General features: G+C 63.6%; 25 protein-coding genes. 12 read left to right on the top strand and 13 right to left on the bottom strand.

The annotated features are described in order from the left end of the window. Positions 1 to 252, top strand: a 252-nt coding sequence (locus tag CXQ88_RS20050) for an FAD-dependent oxidoreductase (protein ID WP_181037618.1), incomplete at its 5' end; no start/stop codon positions are given. Positions 253 to 394: 142 nt separating this feature from the next. Here the strand turns inward: CXQ88_RS20050 and CXQ88_RS20045 are convergent. The 3 genes from CXQ88_RS20045 to CXQ88_RS20035 form a co-directional block, all read right to left on the bottom strand. Beyond that, complete coding sequence (locus tag CXQ88_RS20045; protein WP_104045879.1) at positions 395 to 589, bottom strand: hypothetical protein; 195 nt, start codon at positions 587 to 589, stop codon at positions 395 to 397. A gap of 297 nt (positions 590 to 886) precedes the next feature. Beyond that, the gene (locus tag CXQ88_RS20040; protein ID WP_104045878.1) at positions 887 to 1,522 is read right to left on the bottom strand and encodes a GAF domain-containing protein; all 636 of its coding nucleotides are present in this window, start codon (positions 1,520 to 1,522) and stop codon (positions 887 to 889) included. Further along, positions 1,519 to 1,788, bottom strand: coding sequence for a hypothetical protein (locus CXQ88_RS20035; RefSeq protein WP_104045877.1), 270 nt, complete (start codon positions 1,786 to 1,788; stop codon positions 1,519 to 1,521). Before CXQ88_RS20035 ends, CXQ88_RS20040 begins: the two co-directional genes overlap by 4 nt. A 490-nt stretch (positions 1,789 to 2,278) precedes the next feature. Between CXQ88_RS20035 and CXQ88_RS20030 the strand changes: the two genes are divergently transcribed. Further along, a complete protein-coding gene (locus CXQ88_RS20030; RefSeq protein ID WP_104045876.1) occupies positions 2,279 to 3,049 on the top strand; it encodes a GAF and ANTAR domain-containing protein in 771 nt (256 codons plus the stop codon). Between the two features lie 155 nt (positions 3,050 to 3,204). Continuing rightward, entirely contained in the window at positions 3,205 to 3,939 is a 735-nt protein-coding gene (locus CXQ88_RS20025; RefSeq protein WP_104045875.1) for a GAF and ANTAR domain-containing protein, read from the top strand. A gap of 30 nt (positions 3,940 to 3,969) precedes the next feature. Here the strand turns inward: CXQ88_RS20025 and CXQ88_RS20020 are convergent, their stop codons facing one another. Continuing rightward, positions 3,970 to 4,689 (bottom strand): hypothetical protein, encoded by a 720-nt coding sequence (locus CXQ88_RS20020; RefSeq protein ID WP_104045874.1) that lies wholly within the window; start codon positions 4,687 to 4,689, stop codon positions 3,970 to 3,972. Between the two features lie 98 nt (positions 4,690 to 4,787). Between CXQ88_RS20020 and CXQ88_RS20015 the strand changes: the two genes are divergently transcribed. Together CXQ88_RS20015 and CXQ88_RS20010 are read left to right on the top strand one after the other, a co-directional pair. Beyond that, positions 4,788 to 5,120: an ArsR/SmtB family transcription factor gene (locus CXQ88_RS20015; protein ID WP_104045873.1), complete on the top strand. Its 333-nt coding sequence runs from the start codon at positions 4,788 to 4,790 to the stop codon at positions 5,118 to 5,120. Positions 5,121 to 5,134: 14 nt separating this feature from the next. Then, on the top strand, positions 5,135 to 5,632 hold the full coding sequence (locus CXQ88_RS20010) for an SRPBCC family protein (protein ID WP_104045872.1): 498 nt from the start codon (positions 5,135 to 5,137) through the stop codon (positions 5,630 to 5,632). Positions 5,633 to 5,760: 128 nt separating this feature from the next. Here the strand turns inward: CXQ88_RS20010 and CXQ88_RS20005 are convergent, their stop codons facing one another. Then, the gene (locus CXQ88_RS20005; protein ID WP_104045871.1) at positions 5,761 to 6,285 is read right to left on the bottom strand and encodes a PaaI family thioesterase; all 525 of its coding nucleotides are present in this window, start codon (positions 6,283 to 6,285) and stop codon (positions 5,761 to 5,763) included. Positions 6,286 to 6,420: 135 nt separating this feature from the next. Here CXQ88_RS20005 and CXQ88_RS20000 point away from each other — a divergent pair, with 135 nt between their 5' ends. Next, entirely contained in the window at positions 6,421 to 7,014 is a 594-nt protein-coding gene (locus CXQ88_RS20000; protein ID WP_104045870.1) for a J-domain-containing protein, read from the top strand. On the opposite strand, the gene CXQ88_RS19995 is transcribed toward CXQ88_RS20000, so the two are convergent. Next, positions 7,011 to 7,652, bottom strand: coding sequence for a GNAT family N-acetyltransferase (locus CXQ88_RS19995; RefSeq protein ID WP_104045869.1), 642 nt, complete (start codon positions 7,650 to 7,652; stop codon positions 7,011 to 7,013). The genes CXQ88_RS20000 and CXQ88_RS19995 overlap by 4 nt on opposite strands. 48 nt (positions 7,653 to 7,700) lie before the next feature. Further along, positions 7,701 to 9,878 (bottom strand): transglycosylase domain-containing protein, encoded by a 2,178-nt coding sequence (locus CXQ88_RS19990; protein WP_104045868.1) that lies wholly within the window; start codon positions 9,876 to 9,878, stop codon positions 7,701 to 7,703. Between the two features lie 177 nt (positions 9,879 to 10,055). Between CXQ88_RS19990 and CXQ88_RS19985 the strand changes: the two genes are divergently transcribed. Next, positions 10,056 to 10,670: a PadR family transcriptional regulator gene (locus CXQ88_RS19985; protein WP_104045867.1), complete on the top strand. Its 615-nt coding sequence runs from the start codon at positions 10,056 to 10,058 to the stop codon at positions 10,668 to 10,670. A gap of 91 nt (positions 10,671 to 10,761) precedes the next feature. Here CXQ88_RS19985 and CXQ88_RS19980 read toward each other — a convergent pair whose 3' ends face one another. Beyond that, positions 10,762 to 12,099, bottom strand: a complete 1,338-nt coding sequence (locus CXQ88_RS19980; protein WP_258062035.1) for an ammonium transporter — start codon at positions 12,097 to 12,099, stop codon at positions 10,762 to 10,764. A gap of 312 nt (positions 12,100 to 12,411) precedes the next feature. After that, on the bottom strand, positions 12,412 to 13,206 hold the full coding sequence (locus tag CXQ88_RS19975; protein ID WP_104045865.1) for a carbon-nitrogen hydrolase family protein: 795 nt from the start codon (positions 13,204 to 13,206) through the stop codon (positions 12,412 to 12,414). 31 nt (positions 13,207 to 13,237) lie between these two features. On the opposite strand from CXQ88_RS19975, the gene CXQ88_RS19970 reads away from it, so the two are divergent. Then, on the top strand, positions 13,238 to 13,894 hold the full coding sequence (locus CXQ88_RS19970; RefSeq protein ID WP_104045864.1) for a GntR family transcriptional regulator: 657 nt from the start codon (positions 13,238 to 13,240) through the stop codon (positions 13,892 to 13,894). Between the two features lie 73 nt (positions 13,895 to 13,967). On the opposite strand, the gene CXQ88_RS19965 is transcribed toward CXQ88_RS19970, so the two are convergent. Further along, complete coding sequence (locus CXQ88_RS19965; RefSeq protein ID WP_104045883.1) at positions 13,968 to 15,356, bottom strand: MFS transporter; 1,389 nt, start codon at positions 15,354 to 15,356, stop codon at positions 13,968 to 13,970. 148 nt (positions 15,357 to 15,504) lie between these two features. On the opposite strand from CXQ88_RS19965, the gene CXQ88_RS19960 reads away from it, so the two are divergent. Continuing rightward, on the top strand, positions 15,505 to 16,191 hold the full coding sequence (locus CXQ88_RS19960) for a DUF2848 domain-containing protein (protein WP_104045882.1): 687 nt from the start codon (positions 15,505 to 15,507) through the stop codon (positions 16,189 to 16,191). A gap of 28 nt (positions 16,192 to 16,219) precedes the next feature. Here CXQ88_RS19960 and CXQ88_RS19955 read toward each other — a convergent pair whose 3' ends face one another. Next, the gene (locus CXQ88_RS19955) at positions 16,220 to 16,456 is read right to left on the bottom strand and encodes a DUF2630 family protein (protein WP_104045881.1); all 237 of its coding nucleotides are present in this window, start codon (positions 16,454 to 16,456) and stop codon (positions 16,220 to 16,222) included. Positions 16,457 to 16,512: 56 nt separating this feature from the next. Between CXQ88_RS19955 and CXQ88_RS19950 the strand changes: the two genes are divergently transcribed. Further along, positions 16,513 to 16,911 (top strand): DUF3592 domain-containing protein, encoded by a 399-nt coding sequence (locus tag CXQ88_RS19950; protein WP_104045863.1) that lies wholly within the window; start codon positions 16,513 to 16,515, stop codon positions 16,909 to 16,911. 12 nt (positions 16,912 to 16,923) lie between these two features. Here CXQ88_RS19950 and CXQ88_RS19945 read toward each other — a convergent pair whose 3' ends face one another. Together CXQ88_RS19945 and CXQ88_RS19940 are read right to left on the bottom strand one after the other, a co-directional pair. Continuing rightward, positions 16,924 to 17,259, bottom strand: coding sequence for a DUF202 domain-containing protein (locus CXQ88_RS19945; protein WP_104045862.1), 336 nt, complete (start codon positions 17,257 to 17,259; stop codon positions 16,924 to 16,926). A 4-nt stretch (positions 17,260 to 17,263) separates the two neighbouring features. Continuing rightward, the gene (locus CXQ88_RS19940) at positions 17,264 to 17,668 is read right to left on the bottom strand and encodes a YidH family protein (RefSeq protein WP_104045861.1); all 405 of its coding nucleotides are present in this window, start codon (positions 17,666 to 17,668) and stop codon (positions 17,264 to 17,266) included. A gap of 434 nt (positions 17,669 to 18,102) precedes the next feature. Here CXQ88_RS19940 and CXQ88_RS19935 point away from each other — a divergent pair, with 434 nt between their 5' ends. Together CXQ88_RS19935 and CXQ88_RS19930 are read left to right on the top strand one after the other, a co-directional pair. Continuing rightward, positions 18,103 to 18,627 carry a hypothetical protein gene (locus CXQ88_RS19935; protein ID WP_104045860.1) on the top strand — a complete coding sequence of 175 codons (525 nt, stop codon included), beginning with the start codon at positions 18,103 to 18,105 and terminating at the stop codon, positions 18,625 to 18,627. Positions 18,628 to 19,150: 523 nt separating this feature from the next. Beyond that, positions 19,151 to 20,248, top strand: a complete 1,098-nt coding sequence (locus CXQ88_RS19930; RefSeq protein ID WP_104045859.1) for a ferredoxin reductase — start codon at positions 19,151 to 19,153, stop codon at positions 20,246 to 20,248. Positions 20,249 to 20,258: the final 10 nt, after the last annotated feature.

The raw sequence follows: 20,258 nt of genomic DNA, 5'->3' as shown, positions 1-20,258 counted from the left end.
CGGACGGAGCTGCTGACCGGGCAGGTGGACCTGGACGAGGAAGGCTATATCAAGGTGGACTCTCCCACCACCGTCACCAACCTCTCCGGCGTCTTCGCGTGCGGTGATGCTGTGGACCACCGGTACCGCCAGGCCATCACCGCCGCCGGCACCGGCTGCGCTGCTGCCCTGGACGCCGAACGCTACCTCGCCGCGCTGGCCGACGTCGACAGCATCGCCACCGCCCTGGTCGAGGAGCCCACCCACAGCTGACCCCGCCCTACCTAGTTAGGTGGGCGGGACGACGAAGGTGGTCCTGCGCTCGTGGCGGCAGCACACATAAGCAGCCAGTTAAGAGGAAGCGGGCGACGCGGGACATCCCGCCGTCGCCCGCTTCTGCTGAGGCCGCGTGGGCTTAGGCGGAGGCCAAAGCGAGGTCTTCGCACACGCTCAAGGTGAAGGTGTTGGGCCCGCTGCACGTGACGGCGATGCGGCATTTGGTGGTGTTGTGGCGCGCCGAGAGGTCGCTAACTGCGGTGTCCAGCGTGTGGTGGAGGGCAGACCTGTCCCAGATCTTGAGGGTCACGGAGTTATTGGTATCGAACGTCATTATTCAACTTCCATTTCATGCGGTTGGCGTTCCGGAGTCTTCTTTGCCCGGACCGTGTCCTCGTCGATGAGGACGGACTGCAGGTGGGAAAGCGCATTCCCGTACTTCCATGGTGCAGGTTGCCGTAAGGATTGGCAACCGTTGCAGGGCTGATGTGACCAAGCACACGGGCCGCTGAGAGTGTTGGCTCAGAAGCGGCCCGCCCCGCTTTTCCATAGTGCCCAGAGCACGTGAACCCGCTCAACCAAAATGCTGTTTATTGCAGGTGAGTCTCGTCACGCAGCCGTGGTGAGTACCCTACTCATCGACACACGTGACTACATCCTTCTCGCCGGAAGTGGTTGTCATCACCGAAGGGGTCCTGTCCTCGCTGAGCTGGCTGAGGCGGAGGACCAGCCGCAGGGAACCTGCCGCCTGGTCAGCAAATGCTTCCACAGTGGAGAGGTCGTCATCCGAAAAGCCATTGCTCCTGCCGGAGTACAGGTTCATAACCGCTTCCGCCTCGCCACCGAGGTCCAGCGGAACAGCCAGGATGGACGAGACGCCCTTCTCGGCGGCCAGCTTAACGTAGGCGGCCCAACGGTGCTCGCAGCTGAGATCGGAAACCAGGAGTGGGGCTCCGGTCCGGAGTGCCGTCAGGCATGGACCGTCCCCAAACCCGTTCTGCAACACGTCCAGGGCACGCGCTGCCGCGTCGCTGCCGGCCACGGCTTCGGGCCTTTTGTGCCGGATGATGGTCACGCCGGTGTGGATCCGGTTGCCCGGGGAGGACAGCCTGGCGGAAGCAACGACGGCCAGGTCGGTCAGGAAGGCGGCGATGTCCCTGCTGTTCAGGACCAGTTCCTGCAGTTGCATCTCCACGTCGGGGGCTTCCCGCGGGGCTTCCTTTCGCGTGGCACCGAACCTGCCGGCGCCGGGTTCTTCAGCGGTCATGCTGGATCGCCTTCTGTCAGTTCGGTCATCGCCGCGGCAATCAAGGCCACCTGTGCGGCTGGGGAATCCGGTTCCTTGGCCCATGTCATTCGCAAGGTCATGGATTCGGTGGCAGCTGGGCTGGGCAGCCAGTCGGAGGATCGCCAGCGCAGTGTTATGTCCACTATGCTGCTGGCCCGCGCCAGGAGAAATTCAGGAATCCCTGCACATTTGAGAGGCAGATCCTGCATCTGGCGGGCCGTGGTAGGTCTGCTGCCCTGGGCCATACGGCCTCGATCCCTGGATGCGCCACGGGCCTCTGCCCAAGCTGTCGGCTGCCGCTCCCTGCGCGGGCAGACCCGAGTATTCAACTTCCGGATTGTCCCGTCATCCCGAAATCACCTACTACCGAGACTACGCCGGTGCAGGACCTATTGATAAGCCTTCTCCTTCGGCCCACCCGTCACGCCGGGCTGCCGTCCGCTGCCATCGCCCCGGCTCTTCGAGGCCGCAGGAACGGAGTCCGGGCCGCCGTCGAAATCAGCCGAGTGCTGTGCGTAGGGCCATGGGTCACAAGGCGGAAACGCCCCCATGAAGCAAGGAATGCCGACGGCGGGAATGCGGATTAGGCGGGCATATTCAGGCGGCTTTGGCCTGACAGTCCGGTGAATCGCCGCAGAGGAATCAAGGTAGGGTGGGGAAATCGTTTGGAAGTGGGCGTCTTAGAGCCGCACGGGAAAAACTGAAGCGGTTGAATCCCAACTTCAGGACTGTGCAATGGACTCCTTACCCAATACTGCTGACGCTTTATCCTCTCCGGCAGCCTTCCAGGACGGAATTGTCTCCCGCCTGCAGGACCTCGTCCTGCAAACCGCTGACGCCGAGGATTTTTTCAAGGAACTCGCCGTTTTCTCGGCTTCCCTCCTGGCCCCGCCCGGCGGCGAGGTGATCTGCAACGTCACCGTGGCGCGCCGAAAGCGGCCATTAACCATTGCCTCCAGTACGCCCCGTGCGCGGGAGATGGATGAGCTGCAGTACTCCTTTGGCGACGGGCCGTGCCTTTCCGCCACGAGGACAGGTAAAACGATATACGTGGGTGACGTAAGTACCGAGCGTCGCTGGCCGGAATATGTCTTGGCGGTCGCAGCCCATGGCGTCCGCTCACTTTTGTGCGTTCCGCTGGAACTGGAAGGGGATTCCTCCGCTGCCCTGAACATCTACTCCTCCGCTGTGCTCGGTTTCTCCCTGGAGGACATCGCGCGGGCTGAACTGTTCGGTGAACAGTCCGCCAAAACGCTCCGGCTGGAGCTGCGCCTGACCCAGTTGAGGGACGCAAAGGAGGACCTGGAGGCAGCCATGAAGTCCAGGACGGCCATTGATATCGCCGTTGGGGTCATCATGGCGCAGAACCGTTGCAGTCAGGTTGGCGCCATGGCCATCTTGAGGAAGGCGTCCAACAGCCGGAACATCAAGCTGAGGGACGTGGCGGCTGGCGTTATCCAGTCCATCTCACCGGCCCCGGAGTTGCGCACTCACTTCGACGAATAGCATCCGGCGCCCAGGCAGGAGCGCTGCTCCGTCGTCGAGCGTTCCTGGAACCGGGCGGTTGAGGGAGACTACGTGAGCGCTTACCTTACTGCGCTTCCACTCGTTCATATCGAATAACCGCCTTCCGATTTTGTTGCGGGACATAGGATAGGCCCATGCCGAATTCATCAGCGAGCGAACCTGTCGAGCAGCTTCATAGCATCCTGGTCGGTGCGGAAGATGCAGTTGAGTTCCTCTCCGGGCTCTCAAAGCTGGCCGCTGCGTCGGTTTCCGAAGCGGCCGGTGATGTCGTCGAATGCGCAGTCACCATCAAAATCAGGCGCAAGCCATCGACTGCTGCGGGCAGCAGCGCACGCGCCGTCGAGCTGGATAAAATTGAGCAGGCCGTAGGGGACGGCCCCTGCATCAAAGCACTGCGGGACATGTCCCCGGTGATTATCGACGACGTCGCCTCGGATCTGAGGTGGCCGGAGCTAAACCGGAAGTTCGCCGAGGCGGGCGTCCACAGCTCCTTGGGGGTGCCCCTGGAAATCAGCGGCAAAGCCAGTGCCGCGCTGAACTTTTTCGCGTCCAAGCCCGGCGTCTTTACCCCGGACATCTACGACAAAGCCCTTGGATTTGCTGCGGCCGCACACAGTACTCTCCATCTGTCGGTCCGCATCAACTCGGCGCTCAACCGGGCGGAGGACTTGGAGGCAGCTATGCAGGGCCGGACTGCCATCAACCTGGCGTGCGGTGTGATCATGGCGCAGAACAGGTGCTCTCAGTCAGAAGCGATGGAGATTCTCACCAAGGTCTCCAGCAACCGCAACCGCAAACTGCGTGACGTGGCAACCGAATTGATTGAACAGCTGTCAGGCACCAGCATCCATACCCACTTCGACTCGTAAGCCACCCCCGGGCTGCCAGGCCGTACTGCTTCAGTTGCCGGCCGGGCGGACCGAAACGCTGCAGCCCGTCCCGGACCTGCGAATATCCCAGCAGTTGCCGATGCCGATCACCTCGAAGTCTCCGTCGCCGCCGTCGGGCAGGACTATTGCTGTGCCCTCGTCCACGGCGACGACCCTGTCCACGAGTCCCGCCGCTACGGCACCCACCGCCCTGCTGAGGGTTCCGGCCTGGGCGGCATGGACGTCCACCGCGAACGGAACCAGCCCCAATCCCGCCCGGATCTCCACTTCATCAAGTCCCTCTGAACATTCCTCGCTGCATACCTCAACGCCCCGAACCCGGTAACCGCCCATAAGGCCCCGGCCGGGAGCAATCATGGCGCCGGCGGAAAACCCGAGGTAGGCCACCCTTGCTGCGATGGCACTCGCACAGCCCCTTAGCCCCGCGAGGTACGCCGGGGTCAGCCCGCCGCCCACCACCACGGCGTCCGCGCCGTCGAAAGCCGCAGGATCGGCAGGACTGCCGTCACGAAGCAGGACCGGTACCACCTCGCAGGAGGCCAGGGACTGAAGTGGCCCGGCGTAATCCTGCAGCACGCTTTCCGGGTAGCCGCCGCGGTGGTGCACTACTACGGCAATGCGGACGGGCCGCCCCTCGCCGCCCTGCCTTGGGGTGTCCTGGACGAAGCGCCGAAAGACCTCAGGAAAGGAGTCGTAGTCCGGTCCTGCACCGGCCAGGAAAATGCCCATGGGCTACAAGATACCTTGCTGAAAGGGCCCTTCCCCGGAGACAAAACTGGGGCAAACAGCATTGACACCCGCACCAGCCGGGACTATTGTACAACCAAATGGTTGTAGATCAGCTCCGCGAAACCGAACTTGACCGCCTCTTCCAGGCGTTCGCTGATGCCACCCGCCGCGACATCGTCCGGCGCGTGACCGTGGGCGAATACACGGTCTCAGGCCTCGCGGGCCTTTACGCCATGAGCTTCGCCGCCGTCCAGAAACATGTTGCGGTGTTGGAGCGCGCATCCCTGGTCACCAAGGAAAAGCGCGGAAGGGAGCAGATCGTGCGGGGTAATCATGAAGGGCTGCAGAAAGCCCGGCGGCTGCTCGACGAGTACGAGGCGATCTGGCGGCAGCGCGTAGGCCGCATCGCTGACATTCTGGCTGAAGGATAAGGAAGGGTTCTGCAATGTCGGTTATCAGTTCCACCAAGAATCTTGAGGCGCTCAGCTTCACTCTCGTGGCCGAGTTCGACGCCGGCGTCGAACGCGTCTGGCAACTTTGGGAGGACCCGCGCCAGCTGGAGCGCTGGTGGGGCCCGCCCACCTGGCCCGCCACTTTTGAGCAGTTCGAATTCCAGTCCGGCGGTAAGGCCGGTTACTACATGACCGGTCCCGAGGGCGAAAGGGCCGGCGGCTGGTGGCGCTTCACTGCCATCCAGGCACCCAACAAGCTGGAGTTCGACGACGGTTTCGCGGACGAAAACGGGGCGCCCGTTGATGACCTGGGCATCACGCACGCAACGGTCTCGCTTGAGGAGGCCGGCGGCCGCACCAGGATGACCATCGTCTCCACCTTCGAGTCTGAAGAGCAGATGGAGCAGATGGTCCAGATGGGCATGGAGGAAGGCATGAGGGAGGCCGTGGGCCAGATCGACGCCATCCTTTCCGAACACGCCAACGCCTGAGCGGCTAACCCGCCCAGCAACATAAGGAAAGCGGACGACGACCGGACCTCCCGCCGTCGTCCGCGCCCTTTTGTTGGGTGGCGAATGCACTTGTGGGCAGGGAGAGCGCCGCGCTTTAGGGCGCCCACTCAGGGCAGGCGCGGTGGGACACCTGCGGTGATAACGAGCAGGGAGCTGGTGGCAGTGGCCAGCAGTTCGCCGGCCGGGCCAAGGACGCGTCCCTCGGCAAAGATGACGCGCTGCCCTTGCTTGACCACCGAACCCTCGGCCCGAAGGACGCCGTGGTTAACCGTGATGGGCCGCAGGTAGCTGACCGAAAGGTCAATGGAGGTGTAGCCGAAACCCGCCGCCAACGTACTGTGGGCAGCGCACCCCACCACGGTATCCAGGAGGGTGCAGGCAAGGCCACCGTGCACCAGGCCCAGCGGATTGTAGTGCGCTTCCGCCGGCCGGCATTCGAACTCGACCCGCCCGGAATCCACCGCCACAAGGGTCAAATTCATCAGGGCTGCCATGGGCGGACGCGGAATCTTCCCGTCCCGCATGCCGGAGAGGTACTCCAGCCCGGACATGCGCGGCAGGTGTTCCAGCCCGACGCGTGGATCCGTCCAGCTAAATGTTTCCGCCCGTTCTGCTGGTCCGCTGGCATCCATGGACTGCTCCTCTTTGATCGGCCCGCGTGACCAGCCTAAACCTCGCGGGAATTCGGCGCAGGACCGGCGTTGAACCGGACGAAAAGCTTCTGAATACTGGAGGCAGGATGAATCCGAGGTGAGGCGGTGGCAGCGATGGGCAGCGGTGAGGATTTCCGGAAGCGGCTGGAACGTGCCGCCGAAGTCCGGTCCTACCGGGGAGCCGGCATCAGCGCCGAGGAGGAAGCGGCGCTGGACGCCCTCGACGCAAAGGAGCGGGAGAAGCGCCGGAAGGTGAGCGATTCAGCGAGGGCCGAGTACCTGGTCCGGGATGCCATGGCACACGGAAAGTTCGACAACCTGAAGTACGCAGGCAAGCCGATTCCGGGGTTGGGGGAGCCGTACGACCCCGACTGGTGGGTCAAGGGCCTTCTCCAGCGGGAAAACATCAGCGGCCTGGGTCCGGCAGCCATCCTGCTCCGCACCGAGGACGCCGAGCTGGACGCAAAGCTCGATGCGCAGTACACGGAGCAGCAGGTCCGCGACATCCTGCAGGACTTCAACCGGCGGGTGATTGACGCACGGCGCCAGCTCCAGGGCGGGCCGCCGGTTATCACCAAGACCCGGGACATGGAAGCGGAAGTGGGGCGGTGGCGCGAACGCCGGGCTGCCTCGGAAGTTCCGCAGCCCGCGCCCGAGCCGGAAATGCCCCGCCCGTGGTGGCGCCGGCTGTGGAAGGGGACGGGTTAGTGGGGTGTTTTGGCCTCGAATAGCTCGCAGGTGGAGTTGTAGTACCTGTCGGTCTGTCCGCAGTGCGTCATGCCGATGCGCAGGCACACCTTCTGGGAAGCTGTGTTGGCCGGGGCCGTGACTGCCACTACCTTGTCCAGCCCGCTGCCCAGCGCGTAAGCGAGCGCCGTGCCGGCCGCCTCTGTTGCATACCCGTTTCCCCAATGGTCGGGGTGGAAGTGCCAGCCGATTTCCGTATCGCCCGAGGGCTGGAGTGGCAGGGTCCCGCCCGACGCCGGGATGGACTTCAGGAGCAGGGTCCCGACGACGGGTGCCAGCGTCGCCGTTTGGGCTGTGGCGTTCTCCTGGATGGGGTTCCTGAGCTGCGCCGGGCTTTTGAGCAGCGCGGGGCTTTTGGGCTGCCCGGGACCTTTCAGCTGCACGGCCCAGATGGCGTGGCTGGGGTGGGCCAGGGGCTGCTGATGGATGTTCCGCCAGGTGTGGATGCGCTCCTCGGCCTCGGCGCGTTTCCTCATTACCTGTGGATGGTTTCCGATGAAGCGCTGAACCTCCCAGCGGGAGTAAAGGTCCAGCACAAAGTCGGCGTCCCCAGGCTCCCACTGGCGGAGGATCAGCCGCTCGGTTTCGAGGCTTTTCACCCGGCCTATCCTGCCAGAGCGTGGGGGAATTGCGGCAGGTTTTTCCGGTTAACGGCCGGGAGTGGGCGCAGGGCTGGGGTTTGACATAGATCGCGGAGGCTTCGGGAACGGCGCCGCCGGATAGAGCGGAGCCACCTTCACCATGTATTTGGCCCACTGCGGCCCGGCGATCATGAAGCCGTCAAGGCGCTTGTAAAAGGTCCCGTTAATGGTGACGTTCTGCCCGGAGCGCTTCTGGCCTTCCAGCGCATCCCCGAAGAAGGAGGCGGTAGCCAGCCCCCTGGTGTAGCCAACTACCCAGGTGGCTCCGTTGTTGTTTGAAGTGCCGGTCTTTGCTGCCACGGGAACCTTGTCGTGGACCTTGGGCTTGATCCAGACACCGGAGCCTACCTTCATCACGTCCTGCAGCACGGAGTTCACGCCGCGGGCCACGTTGGGCTTCACTGCGTCCCTGCACTCACTGGTTTGAGCCGGAAGCTTCCCGCCGGCGGCGTTAGTAACCTTCAGCAGGGCGATGGGTGCGCAGTACTTTCCGTCATTGGCGAAGGTGGCAAAGGCGTTCGCCATGTGGAGCGGTGCCACATTGGTGGCGCCCAGAAGGTTGCCCAGCTGGTGCATGTTGATGGGGGAACCGTCGTGGCCGTTGTGCAAGCCCACGGCGTCCACCATCTTCTGGATGCCGCAGAAGTCCAGCTGTGTAGCGGAGGCGAAGGTAGCAGTGTTGATGGAGTTGTAGAGGCCGTAGTTGATCGGCATTTTTCGGTAGAAGCCCCCCTCGGCATTTTGGAGGTCATCTGCCGCGCCCAGTTCAGGGTTGTTCTGGGCCGTGCTGTAGGCGCCCAGCACCTTTCCGCAGCTTGACCGCCACGGGAACCCCAGCGGGTAGACACGCTTCGACGCGTCCACCTCCGCGTTGAGCCGCTTGCCCTCATTCAACCACTGGGCAAACGTAAACGGCTTCATCGTGGACCCGGTCTGGAACCCGCCGGCACCGTTAAGGTCATTGCCCTGCGGATCCTTGGCATCCACATTGAAGTTGAGATGGGTATCGAACTTGCCCGGCTCGGGCAGGAACACAGTGTTCTGTGCCATCGCGAGGATTTTGCCGGTTCCGGGCTGGACGGTCACCAAGGCGGCCCCCCAACGGTCAGTGTTCCGACCCGCGGTCCCGTTTACCTGTGACTGGGCTGCCGCCTGCAGCCTGCTGTCCAATGTTGTGGTGATGGTGAGGCCACCCCGGTAAAGCTTCCTCTCCCGCTCCTTCTGCGTGGGCCCGAACGCGGGGTTGTTCAGTATGAGGTGCGAGATGTAATCGCAGAAATACGGCGCCATGGTGGCGTTGGCACAACCTTGCCGCTGCGGGCTGATTTTCAGCGTGACGGGGCTGGCAACTGCTTTGTCGTGTTCAACCTGGGTGATCTTTCCCTGCCGCAGCATCTCGCCGAGCACCTGGTCACGGCGGACAACTGATTTGTCCGGGTTGAGGGCGGGGTTATAGAACGTGGGGCTGTTGACCAGGCCGGCCAGCAATGCGGCCTGGGGAAGGTTCAGGTCTTTGGCGCGGGTGCTGAAGAAGTAGCGGGCTGCCGCTTCCACGCCGTAGGCATCGCTGTTGAAGAACACAATGTTCAGGTAGCCCTCAAGGATCTGTTCCTTGGTGAACTTCTTCTCCAGGGCAACAGCCAGTTTCATCTCCCGCAGCTTGTCCCCGAAGTCCTTCTGGCCGCTAAGGACCACTTCGTCCGGTCGTTCCTGGGACAGTTTTGCCTCATTGAGCACGTTGGTGACGTACTGCTGTGTGATGGTGGAGGCCCCCTGCTGGTCGCCCTTTGTCAGGTTGGTCACCACAGCACGGAGGATGCCCTGCGGATCAAGGCCGGCATGTTCATAGAACCGGCTGTCCTCAATGGCGATGACGGCGTCCTTGATGTACGGGGACATCTGGTCCAGCGGGATCCTGACGCGGTTCTCGGCATAGAACGTTGCGATCGTTTTGCCATCGGAGGTGAGGACCTTGGTGGATTGCGACGGCGGCCGGACGGTCAGCTCCTCCGGCAAGCTTTCGAAGAAGTTAATGGACGTGCTGACACCGTAGCCCGCCGCAGCAACAGACGGCACCACCAGGCTGGCCGCCAGTACGCCGCACATCACGCTCGCTGCGAGAAATCCCAGGAACCGTCCCAGCGGAGAACTGTTACCGCGCCTGCGCTTCTTTTTCTTCGCCATGTTTCAGTCCTCGAGCTCGAAGAGTGCCACAAGATTACGTCCACTTGGCAGGGCAATCCAGAGGGCGGAAGGTCATGATTTGATGAATTCTATTATTGACTCGGCGATAGTTAGCGACATATCGTTAACTATCGCCGACTAGAACGGCGAGCACTCAAAACGAAAGGATGATCCACGATGAAGGGCATTTCTCATGACGACATCTCCGGATCGCACTCCGGCAGGGGCCGGTTCGAGCGTGGCCGCGGCAGGCGCGGACCGCACGGACACCGCGGAGGCGGCTTCGGCCCGGGTTTTGGACCAGGATTCGGGGGCGGGTTCGGGCCTGGCTTCGGGCCCGGTTTTGGGCGGGGCCCGCGCAGGGCAAGCAGGGGTGACGTGCGCTCCGCCATCCTCTCGCTCCTGGCCGAAGCGCCCTCAAATGGTTACGGCCTGATAAAGGCGATTGCCGAAAAGACCAGTGGAGCCTGGCGCCCGAGTCCGGGGTCGATCTACCCCACGCTGCAGCAGCTGGTGGACGAGGAACTTATCACGGCGCTCAGCGAAGGCCGCGGAACCGAGTTCACGCTGACGGACGCCGGAAGGGCCTGGGTGGCAGAGCATGCTGAGGAACTCGAAAATGCGTGGGACTCGGGACCCGACAGCCCGGACAAGGACTTCCACCAAAGCATCGCGAAGCTGATGGGCGTTATCCACCAGTTCCGTACGGGTGTTACTGAAGAACAGCGGGCCGCTGCCGTCGAGAAACTGGACGAAACCCGCCGGGCCCTGTACAAGATCCTGGCTGACTGACCTGCAGCCCGGGCCAGCCCGGGAGAGGGCCCAGTCGAGGTGCCGAGTGAGCAGCTCACCTCAGCGTTACGCCGCCCTGGCCGGTCAACTGTCAGGCGAAGGAGTCTTCCTTGGCCCGCTGCCCGGCCGGGTTTTGGATTGCGGGGGAGTGGGAAACGGCGGGGGAATGAGGGACTGCGTGGCTCGTGGGGTTGAAAGCGGCACCCATTTCCCCGAAGGCGTAGGCGCTCTCGGCGTGCTCGGAAAGGTCAACGCCGGCGGTCTCGGCCTCGCGGCTGACGCGGAACCCGATGGTTTTGTTGATGGCACGGCCGATAACCAAGGTCCCGACACCTGACAGCAGCACCGTGATCACCACAGCCACGGACTGCGCCACGAGCTGCTGGAAACCGCCGCCATACAACAACCCGCTGCCCTGGCCGTCCACCGGGAGGGCAATAAAACCGAGTGCCAGGGTCCCAATAAGTCCCGCACCCAGGTGGACCCCCACCACATCGAGGGAATCATCCAGCCCGAAACGGTACTTCAGGTCCACGAAAACAGCGCAGGCTGCTCCGGCCACCAGGCCCAGACAGATGGCGGCCACCGGGCTGATGTTGGCGCAGGACGGAGTGATGGCAACCAGCCCGGCCACCACGCCGGACGCAGCTCCGAGCGAAGTGGGGTGGCCGTGGCGGATCTTTTCTGTCACCAGCCAGCTGAGCATCGCCGCTGCCGGCGTCACCAGGGTGTTGACCCAGATCAGGCCGGCCTGTTCCGCCGTCGTCGCCGCTCCGCCATTGAAGCCGAACCACCCGAACCACAGGATGGCGGCACCCAGCATGATGAACGGCACGTTGTGCGGCCGGTGGTTGGGGTCCTTCGCGAAACCGTGGCGCTGGCCCACGATCAGGGCGAGCACCAACGCGGCAGTGCCCGAGCTGATTTCCACAACCGCGCCGCCGGCAAAGTCAATGACCTGGCCGAAAACGGCGGTGAGAGCTCCATCGGCACTCATCAGGCCACCGCCCCAGATCATGTAGGCGAGGGGGCAGTAAACCACGGTGACCCACACGGCAACGAACACAGCCCAGGCGCCGAACTTGGCGCGGTCGGCAATGGCACCGCTGATCAAGGCCACGGTGATGATGGCGAACGTGGCGCTGTACCCGGCTTTGATCAGGTCCGGGGAGCCCACCAGGGTCTGCAGTCCGAAGCTGGCGAAGGGATTGCCAAAGAGGCCCAGCACGCCGTCGCCGGTTGTCATGGAGTAACCCCATAGAACCCAAACCACCCCAACGATCCCGGCGGAGATAAAGCTCATCATGATCATGTTCAAGGCGGCTTTGGCGCGTGTCATGCCGCCGTAGAAGAGGCCGAGCCCGGGCGTCATCAGCAGTACCATCGCGGCCGAAATCATCAGCCAGACATGTTGGGCAGTGATCTCCACCTGCGGGTCCCTTCGCATTGCGCCTAGATGCGGGGCGCTTTGCCGGCCCTCGCATTTCCCCCGCCATCCATCTTTCGGGTTCCGTGTTTCAGGAAATGGCCGGGAAAGTTGCGCTGGTGTTACGGAAATTGTGCCTCTGTGAAGTGCCCATGTCGGGAATGTTTCAGCGGTGTAAACGCCTCCCATCCAAAGAGCTGAAATTCCCCATCTTTGGAAAACGACGGCGGCGCGCCGCACCGAAAATGCGGCGCGCCGTCGTCGGGGCTGCCAAAGCCGGGGAGACTCGGTGGGCCAACAGGCTCTCCTGAAGGATCAGAACTGGCGGGCGTTAGCCAGTACGGGAAGCTTGGTGCGCACCTCGTCCACCACCGACGGATCGATGTCGGCGACGGCGAGTTCCGGCTTTCCACCCAGTGCGGCAACCGCTGAGCCCAAGGGAGTGATGACGGCGCTGTGGCCGATGCCCGTAGGCGCGGTCCCGGCGGGGCCTGCTCCGATGGTCTCTGGATCGCCCTGGCCGCAGGCCACCACGAAGGTGGTGCTGTCCAAGGCGCGTGCCCGCACCAGGAGGTCCCACTGCTCTGCCTTGCCTTCACCGGCGCCCCAGGAGGCGCAGACGATGTTGACCTGCGCCCCGGCCCGGGCATTGGCGGTGAAGAGGGCGGGGAAGCGGACGTCGTAACAGGTGGCCAGGCCAAACACGGTGCCGTTGATTTCGAAGGTCACGGGGTTGGTCCCCGCATCCACGGTCTTGGATTCGGCAAAGCCGAACGCGTCGAAAAGGTGCACCTTGTCGTAGGAGGTATCCACCCCGGGGCCGGTAACCAGGAGGGTGTTGCGGACCCGGCCGTCCTTCCCGGGAGTAAACATTCCCGCGACGATCGCAATGTCCAGCTCCTTGGACACGGCACGGACCTTCTCAGCCCACGGACCGTCCACGGGTTCTGCGATGTCTGCCAGTGAGTGCCCGAACGCGCGCATGGCAGCCTCGGGGAATACGACAAGCTCCGCGCCGGCGGCTTTGGCCTGGGTGGCGTAGTCCCGGATGAGCTCCAGGTTGGCAGCAGGGTCTGCACTGCTGATGATTTGGGCGACTGCTAGACGCATGGGTGGCTCCAATCTGTTGTATACATAATGTATGGGAAAAACGGCAGGCATGGCAGCGTCCGGACGCGAAAAGGCGTACGCCCACCTGCGCGAAAACGTCCTGATCGACCCGGAGCTCCAGGGCCGCTTCCTCAACGAACAGGAACTCGCCGCCGAAATCGGCGTTTCCCGGACCCCGGTCCGCGAGGCGCTGCTGCTCCTGGTCTCGGACGGACTGGTGGAGCTCATCCCACAACGCGGCGCTTACGTTCCGCCAGTCACCGGCAGGGAAATTTCTGAACTCATGGAACTCCGCGGCGTCCTGGAGAGCCACGCGGCAAGGCTGGTGATCGCCGAGAAACGCGTCCCCGCCGCCCTGTTGCAGGAAACCCTGGACCTCCAGGCCCGGATTCCCGACACCAGCGAGGCTGACAATGCCCGTGAATTCATCCGGCTGGACACTCTCTTCCATCAGCAGCTTATCGACGCGGCCGGCAACGAGCTCATTTCCCGGACCTACAGCAAGCTCCACGTCCGCCAGATACTGGTGGGAGTATCGGCCTTGTTCCGGACCAGCGGCCGCCGCCAGGCCGTGTGCGCCGAACACCAGGGTATCGTCGACGCCCTGGTGTCCGGCGATGAGGTTCAGGCCCAGAAAGCGATCGACCATCACCTGGCTGTGACCCGGGACCTCCTGCTCCGCACCTGAGGGAGCTTTTGTCCACATAACGCGGGCCGGAAGGCCTTTCGAAAGAGTCAGGTGGACAAAAGTCCCCGGCAACTTAGCGGGATTCGCCGACGCCGGAGGTCCGGGTCACGCCGGTACCTTCCAGCAGGAGCCGGTAGTCCTCGTCCTCCACGGTGTTCGAGTCCCGTCCCATGCCCAGCCCAATCAGGGTGACCACGGCAGCCACTGCAACGTAGATGGCCACCGGGATCCAGGTGCCGAACTGCGAGAGCAGCACCGTGAACATCAGCGGGGCGATGGCGCCGCCGATCACGCCGGCAAAGGTGTAGGCGAGGGAGCTTCCCGTGGAGCGGAGCCGCGGGGAGAACTGCTCCACAATGAAGGCTGCCTGCGGGCCGTACATAAAGGAGTGCGCCATGAGGCCCAGGACAATGCCGATGATCAGCATCGGCTGGTTGTTCCCGCCCAGTACCCCGAAGAACACGAAGGTCCAGACGCCGCCCAGCACCGCGGCGGCACCATAAACCAGCCGTCGGTTGATGCGGTCCGAGACGGCTCCGGCCAGGGGGATCATAAAGAGCTGGAACGCGGAGCCGATCAGGACGGCAGTAAGAACCTGGTTGCGCTCATAGCCGAGCACCTGGATGCCGTACGTCAGGGTGAAGACGGTGAAAAGCGCGTAGAGCACGTCCGGACCAACGCGGCACAGGATGGCTGCGATGAGCGGGCGGAGTTCCTTGCTGAAGACTTCCTTAATCGGGGCGTGGGGCTGTTCACCGTGGGCTTGAATTGCCTTGAAGACGGGGGTGTCCTCGAGGCGGAGCCGGATCCACAGGCCGAATCCAACCAGCAGGGCGGAGACCAGGAACGCGATGCGCCAGCCGAAGCCGAGGAACTGTTCCTCGGTCAGCATTACGGTCAGGAGCGCCAGCGCGCCGTTGGCCAGGAGGTTGCCGGCGGGCGGACCCACCTGTGCGGCAGAGGCCCAGAATCCACGGCGGTGCGGGTCGCCGTATTCGCTGGAGAGCAGGACCGCGCCACCCCATTCGCCGCCTACGCCCACGCCCTGGGCGAACCGCAGCAGCACCAGGATGATGGGCGCGGCGATGCCGATGCTGGCGTAGCCCGGAAGGACACCAATCAGCACCGTGGCCACGCCGATGATCATCAGAGTGGTCACGAGGACCTTTTTGCGTCCAATCCGGTCACCGAGGCGGCCAAAGATGATGCCGCCCACCGGCCGGGACACGTAGCCCACGGCGTAGGTGGAGAAGGCGAGGATGGTGCCCGTGAGGGGATCAGAGGCGGGAAAGAAGACGAGGGGAAATACGACGGCGGCGGCTGCTGAGTAAACGGCGAAGTCGTACCACTCAAGGGCCGTTCCGGTAAGGCTGGCGGCAAAGGCCTTGTACAGGCCCTTGGGGTGGATCGGCTTGCCTGGGTGCGGCGCTGCGCCCGGAGCCGGAACGGGAGAGTTGCTCATGGTGTCCTCCACGGTGGTTTCAAAAGGTGACGCCTGTCACGCTGGCATGTAATGTATACATTACGCATACTGGATGTACATTGGCGACCCTTTCCGGTTTCCGGTTGTTAATTTTTTTCCTGCAGCACACGAAAAGGACGGATCCACCATGACGGTTCTCAGCTTTGAACTTCCCGATGGCAGCACCAAGGACGTGCAGGTCAAGCACCTTCTCAACGCCGGATATGCGGGTCGCGAGCAGGATGAAGTCCAGGCGCACATTGCTGAACTGGCCGAGCTTGGCGTTCCGGGGCCGACGACTACCCCGGCCCTGTACCCGGTATCGCCCTACCTGGCGCAGCAGGTGGCCGAAGTGCGTGTGCAGCACGGACGGACGTCCGGGGAGGCCGAATGGGCGCTGGTAATCACGGACGACGGCGTGCTGCTGACAGCTGCCTGCGACCATACGGACCGGGAGCTTGAAGTCCACGGCGTGGCGTGGAGCAAGAACGCGAGCCCGGACGTCCTGGGCCGGAAGGCCTGGCGGCTTGACGAAGTGCGTGACCACCTGGACAGGATCACGCTGAAGGGCTGGGTGGGGGAAGGGGAAACACCGGACACCCTCATCCAGGTCAGCTCACTGGAGGCGCTGCTGACCCCGGACTACTGGCTGGAAGTGCTGGCGGAGCGGGGTCTGAACCAGCCCGGCACCGTGCTCATCTCCGGCACCGTGGCCATGACCGGCGGCGTCAACCAGTTCGCCCGCAGCTGGAAAGTTGAAATGGCAGATCCGGTCACCGGGCTCTCCGTGGACGCCCAGTACGTGGTGGAGCAAATGCCGGAACCGATCGGCTGACCCCGCCGGCAAAACGCGAAGTAGAGGGCTACTGCTTGTAGCCCTCTACTTCGCTGACTGGGCGGGCTTCAGCCTCGTTGGGGTTTTCGCCTGATTTCGCTTTGGCCCTGCGCTGGCGCAGCAGGTCCCAGGCCTGGTCCAGCCTTTCTTCCACCTGCTGGAGCCTGCCCTGGTCCGGCGCCTGGCCGTCTCCGGCATCCTCGCGGAGTGTGTGTTCCTCCTCCACCAAAGCCTGGATGCGGGCCAAAAGATCTTCGTCGTTCATGTCTACACCTTCCGCCGGAAACATCTCCCTCAGCGTACGCCTGTACCATCAGGATCATGCCCACTGTGCTTGATATGGCAGGTCCAATCCTGGAAATGCTCACTTATTTGTGCCTGCCCGCCGGGCTGGGATTGCTCTTCTATACAGGCTTCCTGCGCCGCTTTGTGCACCCGTGGGCCGTGGCCGAGGCCGTGGTCTATTCGGACAACACCGGAGTCGGTTTCCGCTGGTTCGACCGGAAGTACCAGGTGCACCATGCACCCATGTCTCCGCATGACATCAAGGACTTGGCGGTGGGGGATACGCTCCCCATCTACTACCACCCAAAGCGCCCCACCCAGTGGCAGATGGCGGCCCCGGAAGAGGCTGGAAAGACAGCGGCTGTGCTGGGCCGCTGCCTCACCGGGATCGGCGCGGTGGCGCTGCTCGCGGGGATTGTCCTGCCGATGTTTTAGGGCGGGAACGCGCTAAGCGGCAAGGACCACGCCGATGCCGAGGCCGCCCAATGCAACCCCCGCAAAAGCCGTCCACAGCACCGCGGTGATGTCGGCGTCGACATTTTCCCTGGCGATGCCGCGGAAGCTGGCCCTGTAGCGGCGGCGCTGGGTGAAGTAGATCGCAGCGGCTGCCCCGGCCGAGACGGCGAACAGCAGCAGGATGGGCAGCCCGTGGACCGGAAGCCAGCGCAGGAAGATCGCACTGACCGTCACCAGGGCCATCATCGTCCTGCCCCAGGCCAGCGCGGTCCGCTCCGGCTGGAGGCCCGGATCCCCGTGGCCGCCTGCGGGGAGGGTGGGCAGCACCGGTTCAGCGCCAGAGGATAAAAATCAGCACGACGGCGGCCGCCAGGGCCCCTGCCCCGGCAAGCAGCGGGACAATAAGCGGCAGCGGCAGCGGAGCCTTATTGCGCATGCTCCGTTCCACCCGCAACCACCGCACCGCAGAGCCGGCGCTCAGCAGCATGCCCAGAAGGAGCAGGACGACTGCCAGGCCCTTCCGGACGGGCTCCAGGAAAAGGTCTGCGGTGAAGGCCTCGACCGCAATGCCGCCGGCCAGGAGCGCCAGGGATGTCCGGATCCAGGCAAGGAACGTGCGTTCGTTGGCGAGCGTGAACCGCGGGTCGGGTTCCTCGCCGCCGGGCAGCAGCCGTTCGGCGATCCTTCCGCGCGACGGCGGCACCTCGGCGTTGGCGGGCTGCTCGCTGTTGGTCACGGTGCCAGTTTAGCCATCGGCCTTCAAGGCCCTCGCAGTCGAGGCCGTGGATGGCGGCGCGTTCCTCCAGCCACTCCCGTTCCAGGGCGGAGGTGGCGACCAGCAGTTTGCCCGGTTGCCGATCCCGGTGACGGGACGCTTCCGGTACGTTGTGAACCGTGACAAAAGGAGAGCTCGCCCTCTGCCCCGAGGCAAACCCCTAATGGTTACAATTCCGCCAAAACAATCGCTCACTTTCACTTACGGGGGTAAAATTCTGAAGTACCGGATACAAGAAGTTGCCTTGAAAACGCATTCGGCTCCAAGCCCGCCTGCTGGTACAGGTGGACGACAATAAAGCGGCAGAAGTGGTTGATAGGTCTCCACGTGCCACGTGATCGGCTAGTGCTGCCCGACCTCAGATAACACGTGCATCGCTAAGCAGGAGCAAGACTATGACCATCACTCCTCCAACCCGGCAGCGGCGCCCACTGGCAGCCCGGCTCGCGTTGGTTTCCACTATTTCGCTGGGACTGGTTGCCGGTCCTATCGCTCTCGCTGGCCCAGCCAACGCCGCGGGATATCCCAAGAAAGACACGTGTACGGTCGAAGCCAAGACACCGGTCGTACATGAAAAGAAGGGGACCAAAGACTACGGCAAGGCCGTGAAGGTCGTCTTCAAGTTCAAGATCAGCTGCGACAAGGGCACCCACGTTTACTTTGACCAGAAACTGTTCAAGGAAACGAAGAAGGGGGACGGCAAACAGATTCGGCCGCACAGCAAGGGCTGGGTATGGGTCCCCAAGAACAAAGAGATAAAGGTTGAGGTCGACAAGGTATTCCCGGAAAAGAACAAGAAGCAGGTCACCGTTTACCACATCGTCAAGATCGCCTACAAGGACAAGAACGGCAAGGGCTCTTGGAAGTACGACTCAGATAAAAGCAAGCCTGTAGACGTTAAGTTCCGCGGCCACAAGTAAAACCGGGTTCCGAACAGGCCATTCCAGCGATACACAAGAACGACGACGGCACTGCGGGTGCTGCCGTCGTTCTTTGTCTTGTTGGTGGTTTCGGTGGCCCTCGTTGTATCGACGCTGCATGGACCGCAGGAACGCCCGCAGGATCGCCGAGGAAGACCGCAGAACGGCGGTGTAACAGGCGCGGCTCATGTTTGAAATGGAGGCGCTCCTCCGGCCTGACCGGACGTCAGGCCGTCGCGGAGGGCGGCGAAGAGAGCGGGTTACCGCTTGCCTTGAGCTCGGCAGCCCTGACCCAATCAGGCTGGCGTAACGAATGCGGCCACGGAGTAAAATCTCTCTTGCCGCCCAAAATAGCGGTATGCTAAGCATGCTTACTGAAACGTTGGGGGAACGTTCCGTATATCGCAGCCGTTACTCTTAAAGTGCGGCTTGGGGGCTTAGCGCCCCCACTACAGCGTGACTGCGGAACGGTCATATGACGGAGAGAGAGAAATATGGCTCGCGCCGCCCTAGGCTTTATCGCATGATCCGGCTACGCCAGCTGGCCCAAGCGGCCTCTGTACTCACCACGCCGTTGACGCCGGAGGACATCCTCGCGCTGTTCAACCCCGTCTACTCTGCGCGGCAGCTTCGCGGTGTCGTCACCCGGGTGGTGCAGGAGACAGCACAGTCCGCGACCATCTTCTTCCGGCCCGGCCGCGGCTGGCACTCCCACCTGGCGGGCCAGTGGGCGCGCATCGGCGTCGAACTCGACGGCGTCCGCCACTGGCGGTCGTATTCCCTCAGCGCCCCGGCCGGCAAGGATCCGGCCATCACGGTCACCGACGTGGGCGCAGTCTCCGGCACACTGGTGCGCACCACCCGCCCGGGCGATGTCCTGTTCCTGGCGCCCCCGCAGGGCGACTTCGTGCTCCCGGAACACCCCCGGCCCCTCCTGATGGTGACCGCGGGCAGCGGCATCACCCCGGTGATGTCCATGATCCGCACGCTTGTTCCGCGGCGTCCGGATGCCGACGTCGTGCTGGTCCACTCAGCCCGCACCCCCGGCGACAGCCTCTTCCGCGAAGAACTCGCCGAGCTGGCCGACCAGTTCCCCAACTTCCGCCTTGCCCACTGGTTCACGGGCGAGCAAGGCCGCATGGACCTGACCAACACCGCGCAGCTGGACGAAATCTGCCCGGACTGGAAGGAACGGTCCGCCTACGCCTGCGGTCCGGACAGCTTCCTGGATGACGCCGAGGCGCTGTGGAAGCAGGCAGCGCTGACAACGGCGGCACCCGGCTCGGACATCGCGGTTGCCGGCGGTGCCGGCAACCTGATGATCGAACGCTTCAACACCACCTTCGCGGGCGGTGTTGGGCACGACGGCGGACTTGTCACCTTCGAAGCGTCCGACCGCGAGGTGGATGCCGACGGCGACACCCCTCTGCTCGACGTCGGTGAGGACGCCGGGGTGCTGATGCCCAGCGGTTGCCGCATGGGTATCTGCCACAGCTGCCTCACGCCACTCCTGTCCGGCCAGGTCAGGGACCTTCGCACCGGGGAAGTCCATGGCGAACCCGGCCAACTGATCCAAACGTGTGTCTCGGCAGCCGCCGGACCCGTCAACCTCGAAATCTGAGGAGCATCAC

Source organism: Arthrobacter sp. ZGTC412 (assembly GCF_002929215.1).
In the GTDB taxonomy this organism is placed as follows: Bacteria; Actinomycetota; Actinomycetes; order Actinomycetales; family Micrococcaceae; genus Arthrobacter.
The sequence above is the reverse complement of the archived record's forward strand: the minus strand, read 5'-3'. Positions and strand labels throughout refer to the sequence as shown.